This is a genomic window from Ruegeria sp. D4 (assembly GCF_056534475.1).
Map to the genome: position 1 here is coordinate 18,408 of NZ_JBQFPJ010000020.1, position 24,624 is coordinate 43,031.

Here is a 24,624-nt window from a genome sequence, read left to right on the forward strand (position 1 = left end):
TTTCGAAGTCTGGCAGGAGCCCAAATAGATCAGACCCTTAAGATCGACCAATGTTCGGACACAGGAAAAACTGACCACCGCCAAGCGATCTTATTTATGTATCAGCGCATTTTCCCATTCTGAAAGAAACTTGTTTCGCTTCAGGGTATCCAGAAATGTCATCAAGGCTGGTTCAAGCGCAATGGTTGCGTGTTCCGTGCCGTTCTTTCTTTCCTGAAGCGGCGGCAGAGTATGCGCTCCGTCCGTGGGGTTGGATTGATACTTCAGAACAAACTCGATGAACCGCCGGGCTGTTGCCGGTTCACCGGATGCCCTTGAAACCAACGCTGTCCGCATCATTGTTGTCGGGTAGTCAGAGGGCAGCACAATTTCAAGGATGTCCTGGCTTTCGGCACGCGCTTCGGCGTAGCTGCCAAGCACATTGTAGGCGACCGCAATTTTTCCGTTGGTAAGGTCGTCGATCATCTCGCCCGAACAACAATAAAGCCGGGCATCAAGCCAGCCCATCACTTCCATCAACCTCCAGAACGTTTCGGACGCCCGCGCGTCCTGCGTCGCAAAAAGATAGCCCAAACCGGACTGGCGGACGTCGTAGGTTCCAATCCGGCCTCTGAATACGTCTGGGTGCGCACGCAGCGTCTCGATCAGCTCCTGCCGGGATTGCGGGATTGGGAGCCCTTTGAAGGCGGCGCGGTTGATGACAATGGCCGCTGGTTCAGAGGTGAAGGCAAATAGGCTTTGCCGCCATTGCGCCCAGGCCGGATGTGAAAGGTCCTCCAGAGCTAGGGCGTAGCCATCGTTTGTGAGTTTCAACTGCAAATCCATGGCGCTGGAAATGGCAATATCGAAAGCCCCGGGCTCCTCACGAAAACGCCGGTCGATATCGGCTGTTCCGGTGACCAGGTATTCGATGGCCACGTCCGGATTGCTGGCGACGAAGGCTTCGATCAGTGGCGCGAACAAGTCCGTGTCTGTGCTTGAGATTACACGCAGGGACGTGGTCGCCTGGGTTTCGTTGAAGATCTGCCGATCTTCCCAGTCCTGCGCCCATCCGACTTGGCACAGCCAGATCAAACCTAGAGCGATAAGGTTACGCACGCGCCACCCTCCGGTCGGTTTTTCAGAATTAGCTGGCCGCCATGGACCGATGCGACATCCCGCGCGATCGTCAGTCCTAGTCCTGAGCCGATGGTATTCGAGGCATTTGCTCCACGCTGAAAACGCGTGGTCAGAGTTTCGATTTCATGAGATGGAAAACCGGGCCCGTGGTCGCACACCGTGATCCGGGGGGTCGGTTTGCTCCAAACCGTGATCTCGATCTCACTTTCGACAGGTCCGTATTTCATCGCATTGTCAATTAAGTTTCGCACAGCGCTTTGGATCAAAATCGCGTCCCCGGCATAACGAACGTGCGCGTCCCCTGCCAAAGAAAGAGAAAGATCTTTCATTTCCACGATGGGCGTCAGGCGCAAAACCAGATCGCGCACAAGTTCGACAAGGTCGATCTCGTGCCGTTCCAGATGATCGGCCCGGAATGTGATCATCGCATGATCCAGAAGCTGACCTGCCGCACGAGAACTTTCGTCGATGGCCTTCACCATCGACCGCATGGCTTCGCGATTTTCCTCTTTTTCAACACGCTGCAACGTGGCTTCCGCGTAGGAACGGACGGTTGCAAGTGGCGTGCGGACTCGGTGCGCAGCCTCTGCGATGAAGTCCTCGGACTGGCTTAGGGACTGGTCCAGCCGTCCCATCAGCGAGTTGAGCGACTTGACCAGTGGCGCCATTTCCCGTGGCACTGGTTTGGCGAACGGGCTCAGGTCCTGCGGCCCCCGTCGCGCGACGGATGTCGTCAGCTTGCCAAGCTGGCCAATTGTGGTCGACGTCGCCCAAAATGAAAGTCCAGCAGCTAGCGCAAAAAAGCCGATACCGAGAAGGGCAGCATTTCGTGAAATCTGGTCGAGTGTTTCGGAAAGAGCGTCTTGCGTTTGCGCAAGGACAATCTGGATTTCTGTTCGTCGGTTCGCCCCGATCAAGGTGCGGCTTGCGCTGATTTTCCGGACGTCTGAACCGCGAATATTGTCGGATTGAAATGTCTGATCATCGGCAAATGTCAGGTCCTCGTAGCCCGACAGGAATTGGCCGTCCCGCAGGATTGCATAAAACACGCGGTCGTCGGCCGGGGTGCTTAGCATCGAAAACGCCGAGTAGGGCAGGTCAAGCTCAACCGTGCCATCCCGAATTGTGGCGGCGTCCAGCATCGACGTGACCGAAGCGTCAAGGATGTTGTCCTGACCCTGTTGCGCCACCTGCACCGCAAAGTTTCGGACGGCGAAGAACAAGACCAGTGCGAGAACCGCGGCGCCTCCGATCAGGATCAGTACCAACCGATTTCTGAGCGATCCTGATACCGCAACGCTATCCATCTTGGTCCAATCGGTAGCCAAGGCCACGCAATGTCGTGATCCTCAACTTCGAGGCTGACAAATGTTTGCGAAGGCGTCCAATGTAAACCTCGATCGCGTTTTCCGAAACGTCCTCATCGTAGGAAAACAACCGATCGGACAGCTTGTTCTTGGAAAAGATCTGGCCGGGTGCGTTGAGAAACAGTTCAAGAAGGCGCAGTTCGCGATTGCGCATTGTAACGGCCTCACCCCCGACAGTCAGGTGGCCTGCGACCGGGTCGAAAACGACGCCACCGATCTCGATCTTGGTTCTTGCATTGCCGGACCTGCGACGCAGGACGGCGCGGATACGGGCCTCCAGTTCGGCGTGATCAAAGGGTTTGGTGACATAATCATCAGCACCCAGATCAAGCGAACCGATTCGATCCGACACCTGGCTTCGGGCGGTCAGGACGATCACCGGAGTGTCCAAATCACTGGCGCGATGCTTCTCAAGGAACGTGCGGCCATCGCCATCCGGCAACATGATATCGAGCAGGATAAGATCGTATTCCCCGGTCGCAACAAAGGCCGAGGCGTCTTCAAGTTTCTCTGCATGATCAATGACATGACCATCTATTCGCATGCGTGATGCGATGGCATTGGCAAGGTCAAGATTGTCTTCGACAAGAAGGAACTTCATTGCGCTCTGGAACGATTTTTTCTGCGTGACAGGTCTGTGTCAGGTTGGTGTGCATTCTCCAACATCAACTGATCCGTAGTGCGGACGGTTGTCAATTGGGAGGACATTATGTCGAATTTCGAACTGGGCCGTCGGGCCCTTCTTGCGGCTGTTGCGGCGTTTGGTCTTGTCGGCTCGGCGGCTGCTGATGGTCACCAGGTCGTGGACAGCATCCACTTTCTGATCCCTGGCGGTGCCGGCGGCGGCTGGGATGGCACGGCGCGCGGAACTGGTGAAGCGCTGACCAAGTCGGGTCTTGTTGGAACTGCCAGCTACGAGAACATGTCAGGTGGCGGTGGTGGCAAAGCCATCGGTTATCTGATCGAAAACGCGGCCAGCAATCACGGCACGCTGATGGTGAACTCAACGCCTATCGTGATCCGTTCATTGACTGGTGTCTTCCCGCAAAGCTTCCGCGATCTGACACTGGTTGCCGGAACTATCGGTGACTACGCGGCGCTGGTTGTTCCTGCGGACAGCGACATTCAAGACGTCAATGGCTTGATTGAGGCGTTCAACGCCGATCCCGCGGGCGTTGCCGTAGGTGGTGGTTCGGTCCCGGGCGGGATGGATCATCTGGTTGCCGCGATGGTGTTCCAGGCGGCGGGCGCCGACCCGGTCGCGATGAAGTATGTCCCATATGACGGCGGCGGTGCGACGATGGCGGGTTTGCTGTCTGGCGAAGTACAGGCGGTTTCAACCGGCTTTTCCGAAGCCGTGGAACTGGCCAAGGCCGGAGAGGTCCGTATCATCGGAGTGACGTCCTCGGATCGCGTGGATGCGTACCCGGATGCACCGACCATGGTCGAGCAAGGCAACGACACAACCTTTGTCAACTGGCGTGGGTTCTTCGCGGCACCGGGTCTGCCCGCCGACCAGTTGGCGGCCTATCAGGAGGCCATCGCCAAAATGTACGACACGCCCGAATGGGAAGAAGTTCGTTCGCGCAACGGTTGGGTGAACATTCACAACCCCGGCGACGATTTCCAAACCTTCCTGGAAAATCAAGAGAAGGTTATCGGCGATCTGATGCGGCAGCTTGGCTTCCTCTGATCACGCTAATTCGCTTCCAAACACAAATGCGCCCGGGACTGCCCGGGCGTGGTACCGATAAAAGAGGGAGAGGTCGATGGTGATTGATCGCTGGATAGCGCTTGTCATCCTGATGCTATGTCTTGCCTATGGCTACGCGGCTTATTTCACAATGGACGATCTGCTGCCGCCGATCATGAAACAGCGGCCGCTCTGGCCGTCGACATTTCCCAAGGTTCTTGCCGCAGGTGGAATATTGCTGTCACTGGCTATTCTGCTCGGCTTCGAGAAAGCCCCGGCGAAAGAGGAAGCCGCGGATATCAACCTGTCCCGATTGGGCGAGTACAAGGTTGGGCAAGCGCTGTCTCTATTAGGCCTCATGGTTGCATATGCTTTTTTGCTCCGCCCGCTTGGGTTCCTGGCGGCCACGTTCCTGTTTCTTACTTGCGGTAACTTCATTTTGGGGGAACGCCGCTATGTCCTGATGGCTGTGGTAGCGGCCATCGCGGCCGGCAGTATCTGGTATCTGGTTGATGTGGTCCTGGGCATTTTCCTCAGCCCGATGCCATCACTTCTGAACGGAGTTTGAGATGCTCGAAGGATTAATGACGGGCCTTTCAACGGCTTTTACATTCACCAACATTCTAATGGTTGTCGGCGGTTGCCTGATCGGAACATTCATCGGCATGTTGCCGGGCCTGGGCCCGATGTCGATCATCGCAATCATGATCCCGGTCGCAATCACCATCGGTGATCCCTCGGCGGCACTGATCCTGCTGGCCGGTGTCTATTATGGCGCGGTATTCGGGGGCTCGACCTCATCGATACTGATCAATGCGCCCGGGGTTGCCTCAACCGTGGCCACGAGCTTTGACGGCTACCCCATGACGCGCCAGGGCAAAGCTGGCAAAGCGTTAACGGTCGCCGCAATTTCAAGCTTTGCGGGCGGTACGATTGGCGCGGTCCTGTTGATGATCTTCGCCCCTGCGCTGGCTTCAGTCGCGCTTCTGTTCCACTCATCCGAATACTTCGCCCTGATGGTTGTGGGGCTTTCGGCCATCGCGGCTTTTGCCGGAACCGGGCAGGTCAGCAAGGCGCTGTTGATGACGTTTCTCGGCCTGATCATGGCCACTGTCGGAGAGGGCGTCTTGTTCAATTCGCCGCGTTTCACGATGGGCATCATGGATTTGCAGTCGGGCTTTGGCTTCATAACTCTGGCCATGGCGATGTTCGCGTTGCCCGAGGCGATCTATCTGGTGCTTGATCCGAACCGATCCAAGACGGGTGATGGCGAAAAGGCCGGCGAGATCAAGGACCTTAGGATCACACGCGACGAGGCGCGCAGGATTACCCCGGTCATCGGACGTCAATCCCTTCAGGGGTTCTTCATCGGAGTACTACCCGGAGCCGGGGCGACGATCGCCTCTTTCCTGGGTTACGCCGTCGAGCGCAATATCGCGTCCAAAGAAGAGCAGGAGCAATTTGGCAAAGGTTCCGTCAAGGGGATCGCCGCACCCGAAAGTGCCAACAACGCCGCGTGTACGGGGTCGTTTGTTCCGCTCCTGACGCTCGGCATTCCCGGGTCTGGTACGACGGCGATCCTTCTCGGTGCGTTGATTGCCCTGAACGTGTCGCCCGGTCCGCGCCTCATGGTTGACGAACCGCAGATCTTTTGGGCGGTCATTATCTCAATGTATCTGGGCAATCTGGTTCTGTTGATCCTGAACCTTCCGCTTATTCCCTACATCGCCAAGATTCTGGCCGTACCGCGCAACTTCCTTATACCGTTCATTCTGTTCTTCACCCTCATGGGTGCCTATATCGGGCAGAACAACGCGACCGAACTGCTTATTCTGGTCGGTTTTGGTGTTTGCGCCACGTTGCTGAGGTTTGCCGACTACCCGCTTGCACCCCTGCTGATCGGGTTCATCCTTGGCCCGCTGCTGGAGAACAACTTCTCGCGCGCGATGCAACTGTATGACGGAGTAAGCTTTATCTGGGAACGTCCAATGACTTTGGGACTGCTGGTGCTGGCCGTCGTATTGGTCGTCCTTCCCAGCTATCGCCAGCGCCGAGCGCTTGCACGGGCAGAAGGCGTCGCCGATGGTGACTGATTGTTTTTGTCGATGAAGGTTCAAGAGACTGGATGAACAGACCGTTGTGCTTTCAGTTGCCAAACAGCGAAAGCTGATGTTCCTGGGGTTCGGTGAAAAGGTCGCAAAGTCCATATGTCAGTCCCTGAGGGGCTGCTGGCAAGCGTCCGCGTGTCCGAAGCGGCCATTCATTTTCACGCTTCAAACATTTGGAAAGCGCTGATGGCAGAAGTTTGCTGCGCGCGCGTTGCTGGCCTCACTTATACATAGACTTTCGCTCAATTCTTGCAAAAGCCTTTGGAATTGCTGCGCTGTTCAAAGCCAGCCTTGAGAACGGGTCGACCGCTCATCTGAATACATGAGCGAAGCAACTTTGCTGTTTCCTGTACCTGCGTTTTCAGGCACGCATCCCCAAGAAAAAAATTTGGTATACCAAATTCCAAATACCTGATACGAAATCCGGGCGAGATTGCGAATCGGATCTGAGGAGGCCCGGTTCGAGAACTTAGGAGGATCGATAAATGATGAAGTTTCTTGCCACCGTTTCGGTTGCAGCCATGACCCTGACCGGGACCATCGCCGCCGCTGATGAGTACCCATCCAAAACCATCGAGGTCGTGACCCATGCCGGAAACGGTGGTGGTACGGACGTCACCACTCGGATGATGATGCTGCGTGCCCGTCGCGAATTGGGCACCGACATGGTTGTCGTAAACAAGAAAGGTGGCGGCGGTGCAGTCGCCATGGACCACTACCTGACCGTCCCGGCGGATGGTTACACGATCCTGACCTTCACCATCGGTCACGCGGCGACAGTTGCAAAAGGCAAGACCAAGATGTCTCTGGACGATATCCGCCCGATCGCCCGCGGTACCGATGACCCGCAGATCCTGATGGTACGTTGCGGTGCATATGAGGATGCCGAAGCCTTTGTTGCAGCTCAGAAAGAAGCACCAATCAGTTATGGCACCACCCACCTGGGCAACATTGACGACGTATCGGCGTTCATGTTCACCAAGAAAGGCGGCATGCAGACCCCGAAAATTGTTCCCTTCGAAGGCGGTGGTGAACTGGCGACCCAACTGGTTGCAGGTGCGGTTGACGCGGCTGTTCTGAACCTGGCCGAAGCCGGATCTCAGATCGATGCAGGCGACGTTTGCCCCATCGTTGTTTTGGCCAACGAGCGTATGGCAGGTCTGCCAGATGTGAAAACCGCCAAGGAGATGGGCATTGATGTCAGTTTCTCGACCGTTCGCGGCTTTGTTGTTCACGCCGACACGCCCGATGATGTTGCTGTCAAGATTGAGGATTCCCTGCTGAAGTCCATGAACCATGGCGTATACCAAGGCTTCCTGGAATCCGTCGGGTTGGACAGCACTTCGGTCGTGGGTTCCGATGAGTGGGGCAACCAGATCACCACTATGGTCACCGATATGGAATCCGCTCTGAAAGAATTGGGCTTTATCGAGTAATCTGAACCATTTAGCGCGGCCGGTCAGGTGCTTGCCGCGCTAACTTTTCCAGCGGACGGGTACAAAGAATGCAAAAGTCCAATGACAATACCGGACATGGTCCAAAGGGTGGCTTCGCGCAGTTTGCTGTCCCGCTGGGGATCTTGGTGTTTTGCGCCTGGGCCTTCTGGCTTTCGACGCAATTCGAGCGCGTCCCGCCGATCCTGAAACGCGGCATGCAGCCCTCTGATTTCCCTCAGTTGGTTATCGGCCTGATCGTTCTACTGTCAGTCTGGTTGCTTTTTAAGGACCGTGATGAGGCACCTGCCAGGCTCTCGCGACTTGTGCAGTCCACAATCGGGTTGCTGATCGGTTTCCTGCTGATCGCCGAGATTGATCTCTTTCTGGGGCTGGGCCTGTTTGCCGTGTCGCTCGCGGCCCTGTGGGGTGAGCGGCGTGTCTGGGCACTTGTACTGGTCGGCATCATTGCGCCGCTGGCGGTGTTCTTCCTGTTCAACGGCATATTCGAGGTCCGCTTCCCGCGCGGGATCCTCACCAACCTCTGGTACGGGTAAAGACAATGGATGCTGCTCTGAACGGCCTTTTGGCTCTTGCTGATCCCAACCTGCTGGCGTTGATATTTGCAGCGACACTGGGCGGGGTGTTGGTCGGCGCTCTCCCGGGATTGAATGCGACAACAGGTGTTGCGCTGCTTCTTCCCTTTACGATCACGATGGAGCCCATTCCGGCCATTGCGATCCTGACGACAATTTATTGCGCGGCGACTTTTGCCGGAGCGATCACCGCAATTCTCATCAATACGCCCGGGACGTCGGCCAGTGCCACCACTTGCTTGGACGGCTATCCCTTGGCGCAAAGGGGAGAGGCAGGCCGCGCGCTGGGGATGGCCGCTGTCTCCTCGACCATTGGTGGAATTATCTCGGTCGTGTGCCTGATGGCCGCTGCCCCATTGATGGCGCGGGCTGCGTATAACTTTGCACCGCCTGAATACTTTGCGCTGACAGTTTTCGGTCTGTCGATGCTGGCAACAATTGGAGATGGATCGCCGGTCAAGAACATCCTGTCCGGCGCGTTTGGCGTGCTGATCGCAACTGTCGGCATCGATCTGCTGACCTCGATCGAGCGTTTCACCTTCGGCCTGAACGAGCTGAGCGAAGGTATTCCATTCGTACCCGTCATGATAGGTGTGTTCGGCATCTCAGAAATGCTGGTCCAGGCCGATAACCTGCATGTAGAGCGCAAGCGCGTCATCATGAAGGCCATCCGCTTGCCATCGCGCGAAGACTATTCGCGGGTTTGGAAAACCATTTTGCGGTCGTCCGGTATTGGCACGTTTATCGGCATTCTGCCAGCTGAAGGTGCGACGGTAGCCTCGATGATCGGCTATAACGAGGCCAAGCGCTGGTCGAAGAGGCCTGAAGAGTTTGGCAACGGCTCTCTTGAAGGTATCGCTGGGTCCGAGGCCGCAAACAACTCGGCCACGGGTGGGGCGATGGTTCCGACTCTTGCGCTGGGGATTCCAGGCAGCCCGACGGCTGCTGTGATCCTCGCCGGTCTGATGGTGCATGGCCTGCGACCCGGCCCGACGATGTTTACCGAACAGGCCGACTTTGCCTTCGCAATCTTCTGGTCGATGATGCTGGTGAACATCTTGTTCTTCTTCATCGGACTGTGGGGTGCCAAGATCTTTGCCCGCGTCACGCTGATCCCGATCCAGATCTTGTGGCCTTGTGTCTTCATCTTCTCGATCGTGGGTGCCTATGCGCTGGAACAATCCATGCTGGATGTCTGGATCGCCATCGGCTCGGGGATACTGGGCTTCTTCATGCGCCGTTACGGTTTTTCCGTGGTGCCCATGGCCATCGGCCTGATCCTGGGCGGTATGCTGGAAACACGCCTCGGTCAGTCGATGGTGATGCTGGACGAAAAATGGTGGCTCATGCTGACCCGTCCGCTGACGCTCTTCTTCTTTGTTCTTACGGTCCTAGCTCTGTTTGGCCCGCTGCTGTGGGGACGCCTTTTCAAACAACGCTCGCCGCTTAAGTCGACCGGAGAATAACAATGACCAAGATCAAATTCGTCCGCACCCGTGTCTGGAATTGGAAAGGCAAGACCGTTCCACCGCAGGGTAATTTCTGCACCAACGCCAGCGACTTGTTGTGGGAAAAGGGCGATGCGATGTCATCTTTCCGGTTTCACCAGTGGCTGACCTGCGAGATTGAAACCGAAGACGGCACAGTCGGCATCGGCAACGCGGCGCTTGCCCCGGGTGTGGTGAAAAAGGCCATCGACGAATGGTTCGCGCCCATGGTGATCGGCGAGGACCCATTCGACTATGCCTACCTTTGGGAAAAGATGTACCGCCGCTCGCATGCTTGGGGCCGCAAAGGTATCGGAATGACCGCGATTTCTGCTGTCGACATCGCCATCTGGGACCTAATGGGCAAACTGGCGGGCAAGCCTGTGTTCAAGTTGCTGGGCGGTCGCACCAAGGAAAAGATTCCGGTCTACTATTCTAAGCTCTATTCGGGGCCCATCGAAGCGATGCAGGCCGAGGCGGAAGAGGCCAGGAAGAACAAATATCAAGGCTACAAGATGCGGTTTGGCTGGGGCCCCAAGGACGGCATGACCGGCATGCGGGAAAACCTCAAACGCGTGGAAGCGGTGCGTGAAGTTATTGGCTATGATGTAGACCTGATGCTGGAATGCTATCAGGGCTGGAACGTCGATTACACCAAGCGGATGCTGCCCAAGCTTGCGAAGTACGAACCGCGCTGGCTGGAAGAACCGGTGATTGCCGACGATGTGGAAGGATACCGTGAACTGAATGCTATGAATATCGTGCCCATCTCGGGCGGGGAGCATGAATTTTCGCTCATCGGCTGCAAGGATCTGATCCAAAAGAAAGCCGTCAGTGTGCTGCAATATGACACGAACCGCGTGGGTGGCATCACGGCCGCGCAAAAGATCAACGCCGTCGCCGAAGCTTTCCAGGTTCCGGTCATCCCGCATGCAGGTCAGATGCACAATTATCACCTGACTATGGCCAATGCGAATTGCATGATCAGCGAATACTTCCCGGTCTTCGACGTCGAGGTCGGAAACGAGCTGTTCTATTACATCTTCGAAGGCGACCCGGATGCCGTGGATGGCTATCTGGATCTGGACGACAACAAGCCCGGCCTCGGGATCGAGATCTCGGACAAGCATCTGCATGACTTCGAGGTGAAGGAATGAACCGGAAATACGCAGGTATCTGGCCGGTTGCGCCAACACCGTTCAATGGTGACGGGACGCTTGATCTCGAAGGTATGAAACGGGTGCTCGACTGCCTGATTGATCAAGGGGCGGATGGAATCTGCGTTCTGGCCAACTTTTCGGAGCAGTTTCTGATTTCGGATGCCGAACGCGAAGTACTGGCGCGGCTTTCGGTCGAACATATCGCGGGACGGGTTCCGGTCATCGTAACGATCAGCCACTATGCCACGCAGATAGCCGTTGAGCGCGCGCAATTCGCCAAGGATTTGGGGGCTGACATCGTAATGATGATGCCGCCATATCATGGTGCACTTCTGAAAGGCACACCCGAACAGAGCTTCGAGCAGTTCGCATCTGTTGGCGAGGTCGGCATTCCGATCATGGTGCAGGATGCACCACTTTCCGGCGTGGATCTGCCTGTGCCACTGCTGGTGCGAATGGCACAAGAGATTGAGGAAGTGAAGCTGTTCAAGATCGAATGCCCCCGTGCCGCCAACAAAATCCGTTCGCTGATAGAACAGGGTGGCGACGCAATCGAAGCGCCTTTTGATGGCGAAGAGGCCATCACCCTTCTGGCGGATTTGGATGCCGGTGCAACAGGTTCGATGACCTCGGGCATGATCGTGGATCAGATCAAACCGGTGCTGACCCACCACCATGCCGGACGCATCGACGAAGCGACAGCCGCATATGGTCGAGTAGCCATGGCAATTAATCACGAAAACCGTCAATGCGGCTGGCAATCGTGCAAGGCCGCGATGGTCGAAGGCGGCGTAATCAAATCAGAATTTTGCCGCCACCCAATTCCGCCGTTGCATCCCGCCATCCGCTCGCGTCTGATCGACCTGCTGCGGCCGTTGGATCCTATGGTTTTGAGCTGGGGGAAGTGATTTGAGCGAGAGCTGGATTGATAGCCTGAAAGAAGAAGGTGGTGTAAAGCCACGCAAGACACTTGCCGAAGAAGCCGCCGACAACCTGCGCGAATTTATTCTGCTGGGTAAGCTTGCCCCCGGTACGGCAATTCCCGAACGTGATCTGGCCGAGGCGCTCGGCGTATCCCGTACGCCTTTGCGCGAAGCCTTGCGGTTGCTCGAAGTTGAAGGGTTGGTGGAGTACTCGGCCACACGGCGCCCGCACGTTGCCGACCCTTCTCTGCACGAGTTGACGCAGTATATTTCGGTCTTGGGCGCTCTCGAAGCGTTGGCGGGTGAAATCGCCTGCGTCGAAGCAACGATGGCTGAAATAGCCGAAATCGTTCGTTTGGGCGCTCGTATGTCCAAAGGTTCCGGAAAGCTCGAACCGCTGGAGTTCTTTCAACTCGACATGCAGTTTCACGCGGCCATCGTTGAAGCCAGCCGGAATGAGCCCCTTATCGAAACGCACCGGCAATATAACGCCCGCCTTTGGCGTGCACGGTTCTTGTCGTCGCAACAGGTTGATCGCCGTGACAATACTCTGTCCGAACACTCGCGGATCACCGACGCCCTACAAAAACGTGACGCAGCCGCGACGCGGCGGGCGCTGCGCGATCACCTGAATAGTACAATCGAGAATATTGAACGCCTTCACGCCCAAAGCAGTGGAGCAAAGTCCGAGGACTGAAAGATGAAGCCCAGAATTGGTATTATCCCCGGTGATCCAAGCGGCATCGGGCCGGAACTGATCGCACGGTTGCTGACTTCGGAGGGCGTTTCCGAGGCGGCGGACATTCTGCTGATCGGCGACAGGCATGTGTTTGAAACGGGACAGACCGTCGCCGGTGAAACTTATGACCTGACCCCCGTTGACGTGTCGGGCGACTGGACCCAAGCCCCTGCGTTCGCCCTACACGAGATGGAGACGATTGCGCCTGACGAAGTGAGGGTTGCCGAAGTGACCGAAGCTGGCGGAGCATCGGTTCTGCGAACGCTGGATTCCGCTCTGGAACTGACGCGCTCCGGTGTGATTGACGCCATCGTATTTGGACCGTTCAACAAGGCTGCGATGCACTTGGCGGGGCTGGGTCATGATGACGAGCTTCACTACATGGCCGAAAAGCTGGGCGTGACGAACTACATCTCGGAACTCAACACGCTTGACGGCATGTGGACCAGCCGCGTGACCAGTCATGTCGCCCTGCGTGACGTGGCCGACATGATCAGCGAAGAACGCGTTGCCGAAGCGGTGCATCTGATCCACAACACACTGCGCCGTTCTGGTTTGAATCGCCCTCGGATTTCAGTGGCCGCGATCAATCCGCATGCCGGTGACGGTGGAAATTTTGGCACCGAGGAGATCGACATCCTCAAACCGGCAGTCCGCAAACTGGCGCGGGGGCAGATGTCAGTTGATGGTCCGTGGCCGTCCGACACCGTGTTCCTCAAGGCGGTTGCCAAGGAAATCGACGCGGTTGTGACGATGTATCACGATCAGGGTCAGATAGCGCTGAAACTGCTTGGCTTTGACCGTGGTGTGACGGTGCAGGGTGGGCTGCCATTCCCCGTGTCCACTCCGGCCCACGGAACGGCGTTTGATATCGCAGGCCAGGGCTGTGCGGATGTCGGCGCAACCCGCGCTGCTTTTGACATCGCATGTGACATGGTCACGCATTGGGACAACTGAAACATGACTTTCAAGCCGCACGGAAAACACCTGATTGCAGGTGAATGGATCGCTGGAGACGTGAAATTTTCATCCTCCCCGGCGCGTGGGGACGCACATGAGTTTTCATCCGGAACCGCCGCCCATATCGACGCATCGGTCCAAGCCGCCGAAGAGGCATTCTGGAACTTTGGGTATTCCACCCGCGAAGACCGCGCGGCCCTGCTGAATGCGATTGCCGATGAGATCGACGCGCGCGGCGATCTCATTACCCAAATTGGCACGCAGGAAACCGGCCTTCCCGAAGCTCGGATTCAGGGAGAGCGGGGTCGTACCGTAGGCCAGTTGCGCCTTTTCGCCTCTCATATACTGTCAGGTGACTATCTGGACCGCCGCCATGACAAAGCGTTGCCGGATCGAGCCCCTTTGCCGCGTCCTGATCTGAAAATGGTACAGCGCCCTATCGGGCCGGTTGCCGTTTTCGGGGCATCTAACTTCCCGCTTGCGTTCTCAACCGCTGGCGGCGACACCGCTTCGGCGCTGGCCGCCGGTTGCCCTGTTGTGGTCAAAGGCCATCCCGCGCATCCGGGGACCGGAGAGATTGTTGCAGACGCCATCAAGGGCGCAATCGACAAGACGGGCACGCATCCTGGCGCTTTCTCATTCGTACACGGTGACACGATGGCGGCAGGGCAGGCACTGGTGAGACACCCGCTGATCCGAGCGGTAGGGTTTACCGGCTCTTTGACCGGTGGCCGGGCACTGTTCGATCTTTGTGCGCAGCGTCCTGAACCCATTCCGTTCTTTGGTGAGCTAGGCTCAATCAACCCGATGTTCATCCTGCCGGCAGCCGCGGCGACACGGGGTGCTGAGATTGGCGCCGGTTGGGCAGGTTCGCTTACGATGGGTGCGGGCCAGTTCTGCACCAACCCCGGCATTGCAGTCGTCTTGAAGGACCACGCCGAAGAAATCGCCAAGGCAGCAGTCGAAGGCTTGAAGAGCACCGCCCCACAAACCATGCTGACAGACGGCATTGCGGCGGCATACCGTAGCGGTCAGTCGATGATTGCTGCAGAACCGTCTGTTACCGAATTGCTGGCAACAGCGTGCGACGGGCGCACGGCAACCCCTTTCCTTTATCAGGTCTCGGCAAAGGGTTGGCTGGGCAATGAAACACTGGGACACGAGGTTTTCGGGCCATTGGGGCTCCTGTTAGTCGCAGAAAACATCGGCCAGATGCGGGAAGTGTCTATGTCCCTGCAGGGGCAGCTCACATGCACGCTGCACGTGGATTCAGATGACGCGGAAATTGCGCAAACGTTGTTGCCAGTTCTTGAACGCAAGGCTGGCCGGATTCTTGTAAATGGTTTCCCGACTGGTGTGGAAGTCAGCGACACGATGGTACACGGAGGTCCATACCCGGCTTCCACGAACTTTGGAGCAACATCCGTAGGCACACTGGCCATCCGCCGCTTTTTGAGGCCTGTTTGTTTCCAGAACGTACCGGCAGCAATGTTGCCAGAGCAGTTCTAGCCTTGTCTGACGTTTCCGGGAGAGGCAAATGAAATCGGAATCGGCCGGGTTCGTCACAGTTCATCATCAGCCTTCAGATGTGTCGATCCGGAAGCGCCGGTTGCGCTGACTTTGCTGCAGCAACTGTGCGGCGGCGCGGGGCGTAAAACAAACCATCGTCGGCCGATGACATTGCTCTTGTCACGAAAGGTTAGCTCGGCGAGTCGCTCCACAGTGATTGGTGCGAGTGTTCAAGGTCGACACCGAGCCCATGACTGACGTGTGCTGTTCCATTTCGGAATAGCATTATTGACGTGCTTCCTGATCGCTGAGCAACGCTCGCATGATGGCACGAATACGACGTTGATTGTCCGCGTCTAACGCAAAGTACAGTGCATTTGCCTGGGGGTCGCTTTGCTGGGGGCTGATGAGGTCTCCCGGATCAGCGTGAAGCACATTCGCTATTCGAACCAGAGTTGCGACGTTCGGCGTACGCGCCCTGCCGCTCAGCAGGTCTCTGACCGACGTCACGCCAAGCCCCGCCGCTTTCGCTACAGCACCAGGGTTGGTGCCTTGTTCTTCGATGAGGTCCGCGATTTTTTTTGCAATTCGCTTTCCGAGTTCGACGTCGCTCTCAACCTGCATGATTTTCCATCGGTAAATAATGTTCTGTCATTCCTTGGGTTAATGGCGATCTACACATCAGTCAACGGTACCGACAAAGGTGGCATTGCAAAAACAGAATACCGGAAATGCGCGCAAAATCATTGCGCATAGATGATTGAACGTCTATATTGGCCTCACAGAGATGATTAATCACACTAGATAGACGGAGGAACGACAATGACCCTCTTTTCAAAAGTAATGATGGCAACCCTCATGGCCTCGACCGCATTGGCGTCATCAGCGGACGCCTGCTCGCGGCTTGCCAAGCAATCAGACCACGGTGTCGCCTATGTTCGCTCAGTAGATTGGGGCACAAAAACCGGAATGGATCTTGTGACTTTCGGCGTTGGCGATGACGTCACATCTTACGAAGCCGATGGATACTCGCGCCAATCAGACGAACCGGCGAAGAACTTCACTGTAGCTTGGGTAGAGAACGAGTCTTTCCACGGTGTTCAGGCACAGGCCTTCAACGACAAGGGAATGGTTGCGGATACGCTCTATATGTCCCCCAGTGCAGACTACATTGGTGATTACAAGGACAATGGCGCCCCGGCCGTGAACTTGGCCGACGCGCCGGGTTATCTGGTCGCAATGTACGACACCGCCCCCGAAATCGCCGAGGCGTATAACTCGGGTGAGTTCCAGTTCGCCTGGTCAGCAGATTTGGGTCATGCGGGTCAGCACGGAGTGCATGTTTCGGCCGTGGACGCAAATGGTGATGTCGTTCTGTTCCAAGTGAACGAGGGCGGTGAGGTTCTGGTTTACTCCGGCAATGTTGAAGGTTCGGACCTTGGGGTAAAAGCGAACGCGCCATTGTTGCAGTACCACCGCGAGAACATTGCAGCGTTCAATGCGGAAGATGGAAAGACTGCAGAGAACGTTCCGGCGGACATTTCCTCGGCAAGCCGACACCTGCGTCTGACCTGGCTTAACCAGAACATTTCTCTGGGTGGTATGTCCAAGCCGGAAGCTTTGGGAACGGTACAGAACATGTATGACAGCGGTGCCAGTGTCCCGCAGCAGGTGATCGACCCAACCATCGGAGCGACTTATACCACCAGACAGACCAGCAGAACGATCCTGGGAGACGACGTCATCACAGTGCGGGATTTCGCGACCGCTGCGGAAATTTCGTACTCGATCACAGATGCCAAAATCGCCCACGATCTTAACGGTGGTCAGGTCTGTGCGGATGCCATGGATCAAGCCAACGAAGGTGGGCGGATGATCGAGTTCCGCCCGTGCCCGAAACCCGAAGCAGGCTCCTGATGCAACTCCTATGAAACTCAAAAACAGCCCCCGTTACCCGACGGGGGCTTTTCTTATATTGAAATGCCCCGCTGCCAATATCCCCGTCAACTTTGTTGCGCACTGCCAATCTCTGGCGGCGACAGGATATTGCCTTTGAACCGAAGTACGGTCTGACAGGTCGCCACGCAGCAATGCGACAATCCGACGAACGGTAAGAAAGGGGCGATTGCAATAGCCTTCGGCAACCTGTTGAAAGGATGCTGGAACCTCTCCGTTGGCGATAGAGTGCTCCGAGCAGATTTTAAAGTGCGGAGGCCGGCCAGGACCGCGATCCGGTGTCGGCGCCGAAAAAACTCAGAACCCAACTACCAAAATATGAAATTCAACCGACTTATTGCCGCCGTGCCATTACGTGATCCATAACCAAATTGAGCACCTCGATATCATCCTGGTTAAACGTCAGATAGCGGAACCGTACCGTTCCCCGGTCCGGCTTCGAGCGCGACGGTGTGAGCACCTCAACCGTAACACGAGCACGAAGTGTGTCTCCCGGGAACACCGGAGCGAGCCATCGTACCTCGTCCATGCCATGGCCGCCCAGGTTGGTGCCAGTAAGTACGCCGGTATCACGAAACAGCCGGAAGGTGAGCGCTATGGTTTGAAAGCCGCTGGCAATGATCCCGCCGAAAATCGACTCCTTCGCCGCCACTTTATTCACGTGGAAGGGCTGCGGATCGTGCGTAAGTGCAAAATCAATTATTGCGCCTTCGGTGAGCGTAATCCCACCAGTCTCGAAGGTGTCTCCGACTGACAGATCGTCAAAAAACTTGCCGCTGATCATTCCAAGAGCATAGAAAAACGCGCAGTTGTCCGTCAACGACAACCCAACGCCTGCCGATCAGACGTAAGTGGCAAACGCGACGTATACATGTTTGAACCTGAAACTGACCTCAGTAAAGGTGAATGCCGCCTTCAATAATCACTTTTCGTCGCGAGACCGATGGACTGCTGCAATAAGTCAGAACCTCTTGGACGATGTGATCGATGGATGTCGTTGCACCTACTACGTGGCGCACCTGAATGACCGGGACGCTCTGGCGGGGATCCCTGATCATTCGTCAGGCCGGCGGTCTTGTACATGCAAGCTCAATCCCGGACATGCTGGAACATGGCAGCGCCATTCTGGCCATTACGCCGAAATTGGAACACTTGACGCTGAGCGACATCGTCCCTCAGGTCCGCCGGACGGATTCAGTGGCCCCGAGAACGAGCTAGTGGGAAAGCCAAATCTTCATCACTGGCAGCATACGTACCGGCCTCTGATTAGATCACCGGCTTCCAGAGTCCACCAAGCTCGCGACGTGCCACGTGTGTTGCAATGAGAACGGCAATCATCCACCCGGTTATGACCGCTGCGGCCGTTCCGATCCACACGCCGATTTCGTTGAAACTCAGCAGGCCGACAAATATCCAGACGAAGAAAGCAACCCCAAAACCCTGCCGATACAGGCTGATCCAGACGGTCCAGATCGGCCTTTTCAGTGCCTGCAAAAGCGAGTTGATCGAAAACAGCATCATGTAGAACGGCAGGATCAGGCTGTCGACGCGTAGGTAGCTTAGTCCCACGCGGATCACTTCGGGATCGTCGGTAAACAGGCCCAGAACCGGACCGCCGAAAATCCACAGGACGGGTGCGGCGATGGCGGTCATGATGAACCCAACCTTCCAGCAATAGAACAAGGCTTCGCGCACTCTCGCACCGTCGCGGGCTCCGAAATTCTGGGAGGCTATGGGCAGAAGGGCGCCGGTGACGCCCAACACGGGCAACAGCAGGATTTGCTCCAGACGAATGGCCACGCCGTACCCTGCGATTGCGTGTTCGCCAAAAATCTTAAGCGCAAACTGCATCACGAACCCGGACAGCAACATCACCATGAACGACGTGGCTGTGGGCAACACCTGTACCGAGATTTCAGTGAATTTTTCCAGGCGCGGAACAAAATTCCGCGCCCGCATCCGTTGCATCCTGCGCCGTCTGAGCACCTGACGTATCAGGAAGAGCATGACCCCTGTCTGACTGATCACGGTTGAAACTGCCAAACCATCAAACCCGATGCCGGGAACCAGGCCCGGAACCCCGTAGATCAGCAATGGATTCAGTCCGATATTGGCGAAAAATGCGACAATCAGCGCCCGCTGCATGGAAACGGCATCGCCATGTGCCTGAAGGATACCGTTACAGCCAAAGGCCAGCAGAAAACCTGGAAGAGCAAGGAGCAACCAAAAGAAATACCGCAGACCTGCATCGCGGTAATCCCCGGGCTCGGACACCAAACGGATCAGTGCAGGACCATACCACAGACCAGCCAGCGCAAGGACGCACGCGGCTAGGAAGCCATAGCTCATGCCTTGTGCGGCCAGTCTGCGTGCCTTTCGATGATCACCCGCGCCCAGTGCGTTGCCGACGAGTGCACTCATTGCAGCGCCAAGCCCAACGCCTATTGAGATCGCAACAAAAAACGCCTGAAACCCAAGTGCGAGCCCGGCCTGAGCACTTGTGGACAAGAGCCCTGCGAAGAACATGTCGACAACATTGTAGAGCGTGTTGAACAGCATCCCGATGGCGCCGGGAATGGCCAAGGTGCGAAAATGCACCGAGATCGGCCCTCGCGTCAGATCAAGATCGGCAGGAATGGCCATTTCAGCATTTCTTTACGGGCGCTCGGCCTGAACGGTCAGAAAAACGAACTCTGGCGTCAAAACCTCTTCGAACCCATGGTTCAGTTCGGCGTCGACGCTGATGCTGTCCCCGGCTGACAGGGTGAAGCGCGCCTCGCCGTAACGATAGACAGCCTGACCCTCCAGCGCCTGAACAAAGACGACACCGTGGCCGACATAAGTCGGCGGGCGCCCTTCATCGCGCAGAAGAGTGACCCGCCGCGCCTGAAATCGCAGGTCCTTGCGGGAATGCAGGGCCAGATTGACGTATTCATGGGAATGCCCGCCGGCAAGACGGGTAGACTTCAGCCCCTGTCCGTGGCGAACCAGGGTATAGTCGGTGTGATCTGTCCGCGCTTCGCGAAACAGCGAGACGATAGGCACTTCAAGTGCCTCGGCCAATGCGGCCAATGTATCGATCGAAGGTGACACAAGCCCGTTTTCAATGCGGCTGACCATCGCCGCTGAAATGCCCGATTGCTCGGCCAGACGACGGGCCGATTGTTTCCGGCTTTGGCGCAGCTCCTTCAGCGATGCACCGATCGCGCGGTCAATCTGTCTTCCCGGAGTGTCATCCTGCATGGTACATCCCGTCACTCGTCGGTGTAGTAACCCACGACATCTCCCTCTGTGGTCACGCCGAGACCGTTCAGCAACCTGTTCACGTAGTTGAAGTACCCAACAATCTGGTTGATTTCGAGGATCTCTCCGTCGTCCCATCCGGCTTTCTTCAGGGCCGAGACGTCAGACTCGGCCATCGCGGCGGGCGATTGGGTAAGTTTCCCGGCATAGATCATCGCTGCCAGCTGTGCGCCGTCAAATGCGTCCTCGGGGCGGTTGGCCTTCAACGCCGCTTCAATCCTGTCGGCGCGTGCATCATCCCCGATCAGATGCCGGGCATTGGCCCAGTGATTGGCATAGGAATAGGGGCAGCCGTTCAGGGTGGACACATAGGAACTTATGACTTCCTGAAACCACATGGGCACGGTGTTGACGTCATCGTGCAGACAGGCCCGGTACAAAATAACGTGCCCATTCATCGTATTGGGCCGCAGCGAATGCACGCGCATGACATTGTCGACGGTTCCGTGCGGCGTACGGGCCAGGTCCAATGCGGCCTTTAGCTGATCGTCGGCATCCTCGTCAGAAATCATCCGAATCCAGGCAGACATTCATGCTCCTTCCCTTGGCCGTCAGCTCAAATTTCAGGCAGTCAGAAACTACCCGCTGAGTTTTTTATTGACGAATATTGCATATTAAGCAACCATATTAATCAGTGCGCAACAGAATTGAGGATTCCATGGCCTTACCAGATTGCCCCACTCAATCGTATCGCCAAGTCGATGGCACTGCTTGGGCCGATCCAGAATTGCGCCGAAACAAGTGTTCCGCGCGCAGGTTTTTCCGAAGGCGACCGCTCTTGCCACAGGCTTCCTGAACTCACAACGCCCTCAATATGCGATCCCGAATTAGAACAGGTCAGGCATGAACCAACCCAGTCCGATGATCGAGGTAAGCAATCTGGACAAGTTCTATGGTGGCTTTCACGCGCTGAAGAACATCGATCTGACCGTTCACCAGGGTGAAAAGGTTGTCATCTGTGGTCCCTCAGGTTCCGGGAAGTCGACCCTGATCCGTTGTTTCAACGGGCTGGAGTGGCATAATTCTGGGCGCCTCGTGATTGATGGGATCGAGGTTTTTGAAGGGGCCAAGGAGATCCGGGAGTTGCGTCAGGAAGTTGGGATGGTCTTCCAGCAGTTCAATCTGTTTCCACATCTGACTGTGCTGGAAAACCTGATGATCGGCCCCATGAAGGTACGTAAGGTCCCGAAGGCAAAGGCCGAAGAAACCGCGCGCAACTATCTTGACCGTGTCCACATTCCGGAACAGGCCGACAAATACCCGGCGCAGTTGTCCGGCGGTCAACAGCAGCGCGTGGCCATTGCTCGGTCTCTTTGTATGGAGACCCGGATCATGCTGTTTGACGAACCGACTTCTGCCCTTGATCCTGAAATGATCAATGAAGTGCTTGATGTGATGGTCGAGCTTGCCGACACAGGCATGACGATGGTTGTCGTCACGCATGAAATGGGTTTTGCCCGCAAAGTCGCTGACACGATGGTTTTCATGGAAGCCGGTCAGATCGTCGAAGTTTCGCCGCCGGAACAGTTCTTTACCAACCCATCCAGCGAACGGTGCCGGTTGTTCCTGAACCAGATACTGGAACACTGACATGAGCGATCTGGGCATATCTGCACCAAAGGGCCAGCCGCTGCCCAAGCCACCGCTCTACAAGCGCTTTTTCGGCTCGGTCCCCGTTTCCGTCGTCATGTATGCGATCATCGTGGGGCTGATTGCCTATGGCTCGTACGTTGGCGCGCAGGGCATGGGATATAACTGGCAATGGTACAGGGTGCCGCAATTTCTGTACCGCAACACCGAACTGGGGTTCGAATGGGGTGAAATCCCGATCGGGCTGGTGGCCACAATCAAGCTATCGGTTACCGCGTTTCTGCTGGCAACCGTTATTGGATTGTTCGTGGCGCTGCTGCGCCTGTCCGGTTTGGTCGTTGGGTCGGCAGTCGCCGTCGGTTATCTTGAGCTGATCCGAAACATCCCGCTGCTGGTCCTGCTCTATTTGTTCTATTACGTTCTGGGGCCGATTTTCGGGTTTGATCGCTATACCGCCAGCATCCTGACGCTGGCCGTGTTCCATTCCGCCCTGATATCGGAAATCCTGCGGGCCGGAATCAACGCGGTTCCGACCGGGCAGTGGGAGGCCGCCAAATCCATCGGGATGAGCCCTGCCCAGACGTATCGTTATATCATCCTGCCCCAATCCGTCCGTTTCATGCTGCCGCCGATGACCGGCGAGGTCGTGCACCTAATAAAATCCTCAGCGATTGTCAGCGTGATTGCGGTGGCCGAACTGACCACCTTCGGGCGCAACATCATTTCAGACACGTATATGAGTTTCGAAATCTGGTTCACCATCGCACTGGTCTATCTGGTGGTGACCCTGATCCTGTCGATTGGCGTAAGCCATCTGGAGAAGAAATATGCCGTCGACCAATAAAACTGAAACAATTGTCGGACAACAAGGAGAACCAAGATGAAGCTTTCTCGCAGAATGCTCGGGGCAGCCCTGGGCGCAGTCGTGGCGACTGGTGTGGCGACGTCGGGCTGGGCGCAAAGCGCGACCCAGGAACTGTCCAGCGAAAGTGTTATTGAAACCATCAAACAGGACGGGGTGATCCGGATCGGCCTGTCGCTGTTTGTGCCATGGTCGATGCGCGACAAGAACGGCGATCTGATCGGCTTTGAACTGGATGTCGGCCGAAAACTGGCCGAGGACATGGGCGTCGAGGTTGAATTTGTGCCCACCGCGTGGGACGGAATCATTCCGGCGCTGGTATCGGGCAATTTTGACGTGATCATCTCGGGCATGTCCGTGACGGCACAGCGTAACCTGACAATCAATTTCACAGACCCATATGCATATTCGGGCCTTGCAATCCTGGCGAACAAGGAGTTGACGGCAGGCATGTCGCGAGAAGATCTGAATTCGTCCGAGGTGACCTTCGCGGCCCGTCGCGGCGCGACCCCGGCGACCGTGATCGCCAAGGCATTTCCCGAAGCCAACCTGTTGCTTTTTGATGAAGACGGCGCGTCCACTCAGGAGGTTCTGAACGGGAATGCCCATGCCACGATGGCGTCGCAACCGACCCCCAACCGTGAGGCAGGTCGCAACCCCGAGACATTGGTTGTTCTCGAGGGCGAACTTTTCGACCCGCGTGGTGAAGCATTTGGCATGCGCAAGGGCGACCCTGACGCCATGAACTTCTTCAACAACTGGATTGCCCAGCAATGGCGGTCCGGCTGGCTGGAAGAGCGTCACAACTACTGGTTCGCCACCGAAGAGTGGGCTGATCAGGTTGCACAGTAACAAATCCGACCGGGGGCGGGCACACCGCCCCCGGAACTAAGGCGGAGCGAACCCGGTGCAGAACTTCCTCAAGAAACTCAGATGGCCTGATTACCTGATCATGGCGATTTTGCTCGCCTTCTTCGGGTATATCTGGGTGTCGATTGAAGGCACGCTGAACTACAAGTGGCGCTGGGAACTGATCCCCGGATATATCGTTGGCTGGCATACAGGTCGTGAGGAGTATTTTGCCAACCTGCTGTTGCAGGGTCTGGCGGCCACCATTCGCATCAGCATTTATTCGGGCATTCTGGCTTTGCTGCTGGGCACGATACTGGGTGTCGCGCGCTGTTCGGCCAACCTGACGATCCGGATGCTGGCGCGCACCTATCTGGAATTCCTGCGTAATGTCCCGCCCGTTGTTGTTGTTTTTATCTTCTTCTTTTTCCTGTCCCAGCAACTGATCGATGCGTTGAACCTGGAACGCTGGGCCCGCGGAATTGCACGACAGGAAGACAACCAGATCTGGACGTTTTTCTTCGGCGAAATGCGACGTTTCCCATCGCTGGTTTCCGGCGTCATCGTTCTGGCCCTGTTCGAAAGCGCGTTTGTGGGGGAAATTGTCCGGGCCGGGATTCAGTCCATCCCAAAAGGCCAGCGCGAAGCTGCTCGTTCGATCGGGATGAGCCGTTTTCAGGAGCTGCGCTACATCGTGCTGCCTCAGGCGATGAAAAAAGTGGTCCCGCCACTGGCAAACCAGTTCATATCCTTGATCAAGGACAGCTCGATCCTTTCACTTATTTCGGTTCAGGAACTCACTTACAAGACCGTTGAACTCGTCGCTTCATCTAGGATGATATTCGAGGCGTGGATCACGACCGCAGCGTTTTACTTCGTCGTATGTTTCGGCCTCAGCCGTCTTTTTGCACGCCTCGAAAAACGATCAGACAAAAGATGAGTTTGTTATCCGTCTGAACGTTCAGCGCGG

25 protein-coding genes are annotated in these 24,624 nt (G+C 56.5%); 17 read left to right on the top strand and 8 right to left on the bottom strand.

Annotated elements, in window-relative coordinates:
• Positions 1-90: 90 nt before the first annotated feature.
• The 3 genes from ACR0MI_RS20055 to ACR0MI_RS20065 are packed head-to-tail and all read right to left on the bottom strand — an operon-like array spanning position 91 to position 3,087.
• A complete protein-coding gene (locus tag ACR0MI_RS20055; protein ID WP_170613883.1) occupies positions 91-1,098 on the bottom strand; it encodes an ABC transporter substrate-binding protein in 1,008 nt (335 codons plus the stop codon).
• Positions 1,077-2,426, bottom strand: a complete 1,350-nt coding sequence (locus ACR0MI_RS20060) for a sensor histidine kinase (protein WP_170816923.1) — start codon at positions 2,424-2,426, stop codon at positions 1,077-1,079. The genes ACR0MI_RS20055 and ACR0MI_RS20060 overlap by 22 nt, the downstream gene beginning before the upstream one ends.
• Positions 2,419-3,087 (bottom strand): response regulator transcription factor, encoded by a 669-nt coding sequence (locus ACR0MI_RS20065; protein ID WP_170613884.1) that lies wholly within the window; start codon positions 3,085-3,087, stop codon positions 2,419-2,421. Before ACR0MI_RS20065 ends, ACR0MI_RS20060 begins: the two co-directional genes overlap by 8 nt.
• Positions 3,088-3,195: 108 nt before the next feature.
• Here ACR0MI_RS20065 and ACR0MI_RS20070 point away from each other — a divergent pair, with 108 nt between their 5' ends.
• The 11 genes from ACR0MI_RS20070 (at position 3,196) to ACR0MI_RS20120 (ending at position 15,094) form a co-directional block, all read left to right on the top strand.
• A complete protein-coding gene (locus ACR0MI_RS20070) occupies positions 3,196-4,179 on the top strand; it encodes a tripartite tricarboxylate transporter substrate-binding protein (protein WP_170816924.1) in 984 nt (327 codons plus the stop codon).
• 76 nt (positions 4,180-4,255) lie between these two features.
• Positions 4,256-4,747: a tripartite tricarboxylate transporter TctB family protein gene (locus ACR0MI_RS20075; RefSeq protein WP_170613886.1), complete on the top strand. Its 492-nt coding sequence runs from the start codon at positions 4,256-4,258 to the stop codon at positions 4,745-4,747.
• A gap of 1 nt (position 4,748) precedes the next feature.
• Positions 4,749-6,272 carry a tripartite tricarboxylate transporter permease gene (locus tag ACR0MI_RS20080; RefSeq protein ID WP_170613887.1) on the top strand — a complete coding sequence of 508 codons (1,524 nt, stop codon included), beginning with the start codon at positions 4,749-4,751 and terminating at the stop codon, positions 6,270-6,272.
• 500 nt (positions 6,273-6,772) lie between these two features.
• Positions 6,773-7,723, top strand: coding sequence for a tripartite tricarboxylate transporter substrate binding protein (locus tag ACR0MI_RS20085; RefSeq protein WP_170613888.1), 951 nt, complete (start codon positions 6,773-6,775; stop codon positions 7,721-7,723).
• 68 nt (positions 7,724-7,791) lie between these two features.
• On the top strand, positions 7,792-8,277 hold the full coding sequence (locus tag ACR0MI_RS20090) for a tripartite tricarboxylate transporter TctB family protein (RefSeq protein ID WP_170613889.1): 486 nt from the start codon (positions 7,792-7,794) through the stop codon (positions 8,275-8,277).
• A gap of 5 nt (positions 8,278-8,282) precedes the next feature.
• The gene (locus ACR0MI_RS20095) at positions 8,283-9,782 is read left to right on the top strand and encodes a tripartite tricarboxylate transporter permease (RefSeq protein WP_170619767.1); all 1,500 of its coding nucleotides are present in this window, start codon (positions 8,283-8,285) and stop codon (positions 9,780-9,782) included.
• Between the two features lie 2 nt (positions 9,783-9,784).
• Complete coding sequence (locus tag ACR0MI_RS20100; RefSeq protein WP_170613891.1) at positions 9,785-10,960, top strand: L-rhamnonate dehydratase; 1,176 nt, start codon at positions 9,785-9,787, stop codon at positions 10,958-10,960.
• Positions 10,957-11,871 (top strand): dihydrodipicolinate synthase family protein, encoded by a 915-nt coding sequence (locus ACR0MI_RS20105; RefSeq protein ID WP_170816925.1) that lies wholly within the window; start codon positions 10,957-10,959, stop codon positions 11,869-11,871. The genes ACR0MI_RS20100 and ACR0MI_RS20105 overlap by 4 nt, the downstream gene beginning before the upstream one ends.
• A gap of 1 nt (position 11,872) precedes the next feature.
• On the top strand, positions 11,873-12,583 hold the full coding sequence (locus ACR0MI_RS20110; protein WP_170613893.1) for a GntR family transcriptional regulator: 711 nt from the start codon (positions 11,873-11,875) through the stop codon (positions 12,581-12,583).
• A 3-nt stretch (positions 12,584-12,586) separates the two neighbouring features.
• Positions 12,587-13,582 (top strand): 4-hydroxythreonine-4-phosphate dehydrogenase PdxA, encoded by a 996-nt coding sequence (locus ACR0MI_RS20115; RefSeq protein ID WP_170613894.1) that lies wholly within the window; start codon positions 12,587-12,589, stop codon positions 13,580-13,582.
• Positions 13,583-13,585: 3 nt separating this feature from the next.
• Positions 13,586-15,094, top strand: coding sequence for an aldehyde dehydrogenase (NADP(+)) (locus tag ACR0MI_RS20120; RefSeq protein WP_170613895.1), 1,509 nt, complete (start codon positions 13,586-13,588; stop codon positions 15,092-15,094).
• A 285-nt stretch (positions 15,095-15,379) separates the two neighbouring features.
• Here the strand turns inward: ACR0MI_RS20120 and ACR0MI_RS20125 are convergent, their stop codons facing one another.
• Complete coding sequence (locus tag ACR0MI_RS20125; RefSeq protein WP_170613896.1) at positions 15,380-15,718, bottom strand: helix-turn-helix domain-containing protein; 339 nt, start codon at positions 15,716-15,718, stop codon at positions 15,380-15,382.
• A 198-nt stretch (positions 15,719-15,916) separates the two neighbouring features.
• On the opposite strand from ACR0MI_RS20125, the gene ACR0MI_RS20130 reads away from it, so the two are divergent.
• On the top strand, positions 15,917-17,011 hold the full coding sequence (locus ACR0MI_RS20130; RefSeq protein ID WP_170613897.1) for an Ntn hydrolase family protein: 1,095 nt from the start codon (positions 15,917-15,919) through the stop codon (positions 17,009-17,011).
• Between the two features lie 373 nt (positions 17,012-17,384).
• Here the strand turns inward: ACR0MI_RS20130 and ACR0MI_RS20135 are convergent, their stop codons facing one another.
• Positions 17,385-17,834, bottom strand: a complete 450-nt coding sequence (locus tag ACR0MI_RS20135) for a MaoC family dehydratase (RefSeq protein WP_480442023.1) — start codon at positions 17,832-17,834, stop codon at positions 17,385-17,387.
• Positions 17,835-18,073: 239 nt separating this feature from the next.
• Between ACR0MI_RS20135 and ACR0MI_RS20140 the strand changes: the two genes are divergently transcribed.
• Positions 18,074-18,268 (top strand): hypothetical protein, encoded by a 195-nt coding sequence (locus tag ACR0MI_RS20140; RefSeq protein ID WP_170613898.1) that lies wholly within the window; start codon positions 18,074-18,076, stop codon positions 18,266-18,268.
• Positions 18,269-18,316: 48 nt separating this feature from the next.
• Here the strand turns inward: ACR0MI_RS20140 and ACR0MI_RS20145 are convergent, their stop codons facing one another.
• The 3 genes from ACR0MI_RS20145 to ACR0MI_RS20155 are packed head-to-tail and all read right to left on the bottom strand — an operon-like array spanning position 18,317 to position 20,883.
• Positions 18,317-19,693 (bottom strand): MATE family efflux transporter, encoded by a 1,377-nt coding sequence (locus ACR0MI_RS20145; protein WP_170613899.1) that lies wholly within the window; start codon positions 19,691-19,693, stop codon positions 18,317-18,319.
• 12 nt (positions 19,694-19,705) lie between these two features.
• Positions 19,706-20,293 (bottom strand): helix-turn-helix transcriptional regulator, encoded by a 588-nt coding sequence (locus ACR0MI_RS20150; protein WP_170613900.1) that lies wholly within the window; start codon positions 20,291-20,293, stop codon positions 19,706-19,708.
• Between the two features lie 11 nt (positions 20,294-20,304).
• On the bottom strand, positions 20,305-20,883 hold the full coding sequence (locus tag ACR0MI_RS20155; RefSeq protein WP_170613901.1) for a peroxidase-related enzyme: 579 nt from the start codon (positions 20,881-20,883) through the stop codon (positions 20,305-20,307).
• A 313-nt stretch (positions 20,884-21,196) separates the two neighbouring features.
• Here ACR0MI_RS20155 and ACR0MI_RS20160 point away from each other — a divergent pair, with 313 nt between their 5' ends.
• Genes ACR0MI_RS20160 through ACR0MI_RS20175 form a run of 4 tightly spaced genes read left to right on the top strand, consistent with a single transcriptional unit; the run spans position 21,197 to position 24,594 of the window.
• Positions 21,197-21,943 carry an amino acid ABC transporter ATP-binding protein gene (locus tag ACR0MI_RS20160; protein ID WP_480442025.1) on the top strand — a complete coding sequence of 249 codons (747 nt, stop codon included), beginning with the start codon at positions 21,197-21,199 and terminating at the stop codon, positions 21,941-21,943.
• 1 nt (position 21,944) lies between these two features.
• Positions 21,945-22,787 carry an amino acid ABC transporter permease gene (locus ACR0MI_RS20165; RefSeq protein WP_170613902.1) on the top strand — a complete coding sequence of 281 codons (843 nt, stop codon included), beginning with the start codon at positions 21,945-21,947 and terminating at the stop codon, positions 22,785-22,787.
• 36 nt (positions 22,788-22,823) lie between these two features.
• Positions 22,824-23,657, top strand: a complete 834-nt coding sequence (locus ACR0MI_RS20170) for a transporter substrate-binding domain-containing protein (RefSeq protein ID WP_170613903.1) — start codon at positions 22,824-22,826, stop codon at positions 23,655-23,657.
• Positions 23,658-23,712: 55 nt separating this feature from the next.
• Positions 23,713-24,594, top strand: a complete 882-nt coding sequence (locus ACR0MI_RS20175; protein ID WP_170613904.1) for an amino acid ABC transporter permease — start codon at positions 23,713-23,715, stop codon at positions 24,592-24,594.
• The last annotated feature ends 30 nt before the right edge of the window (positions 24,595-24,624 follow it).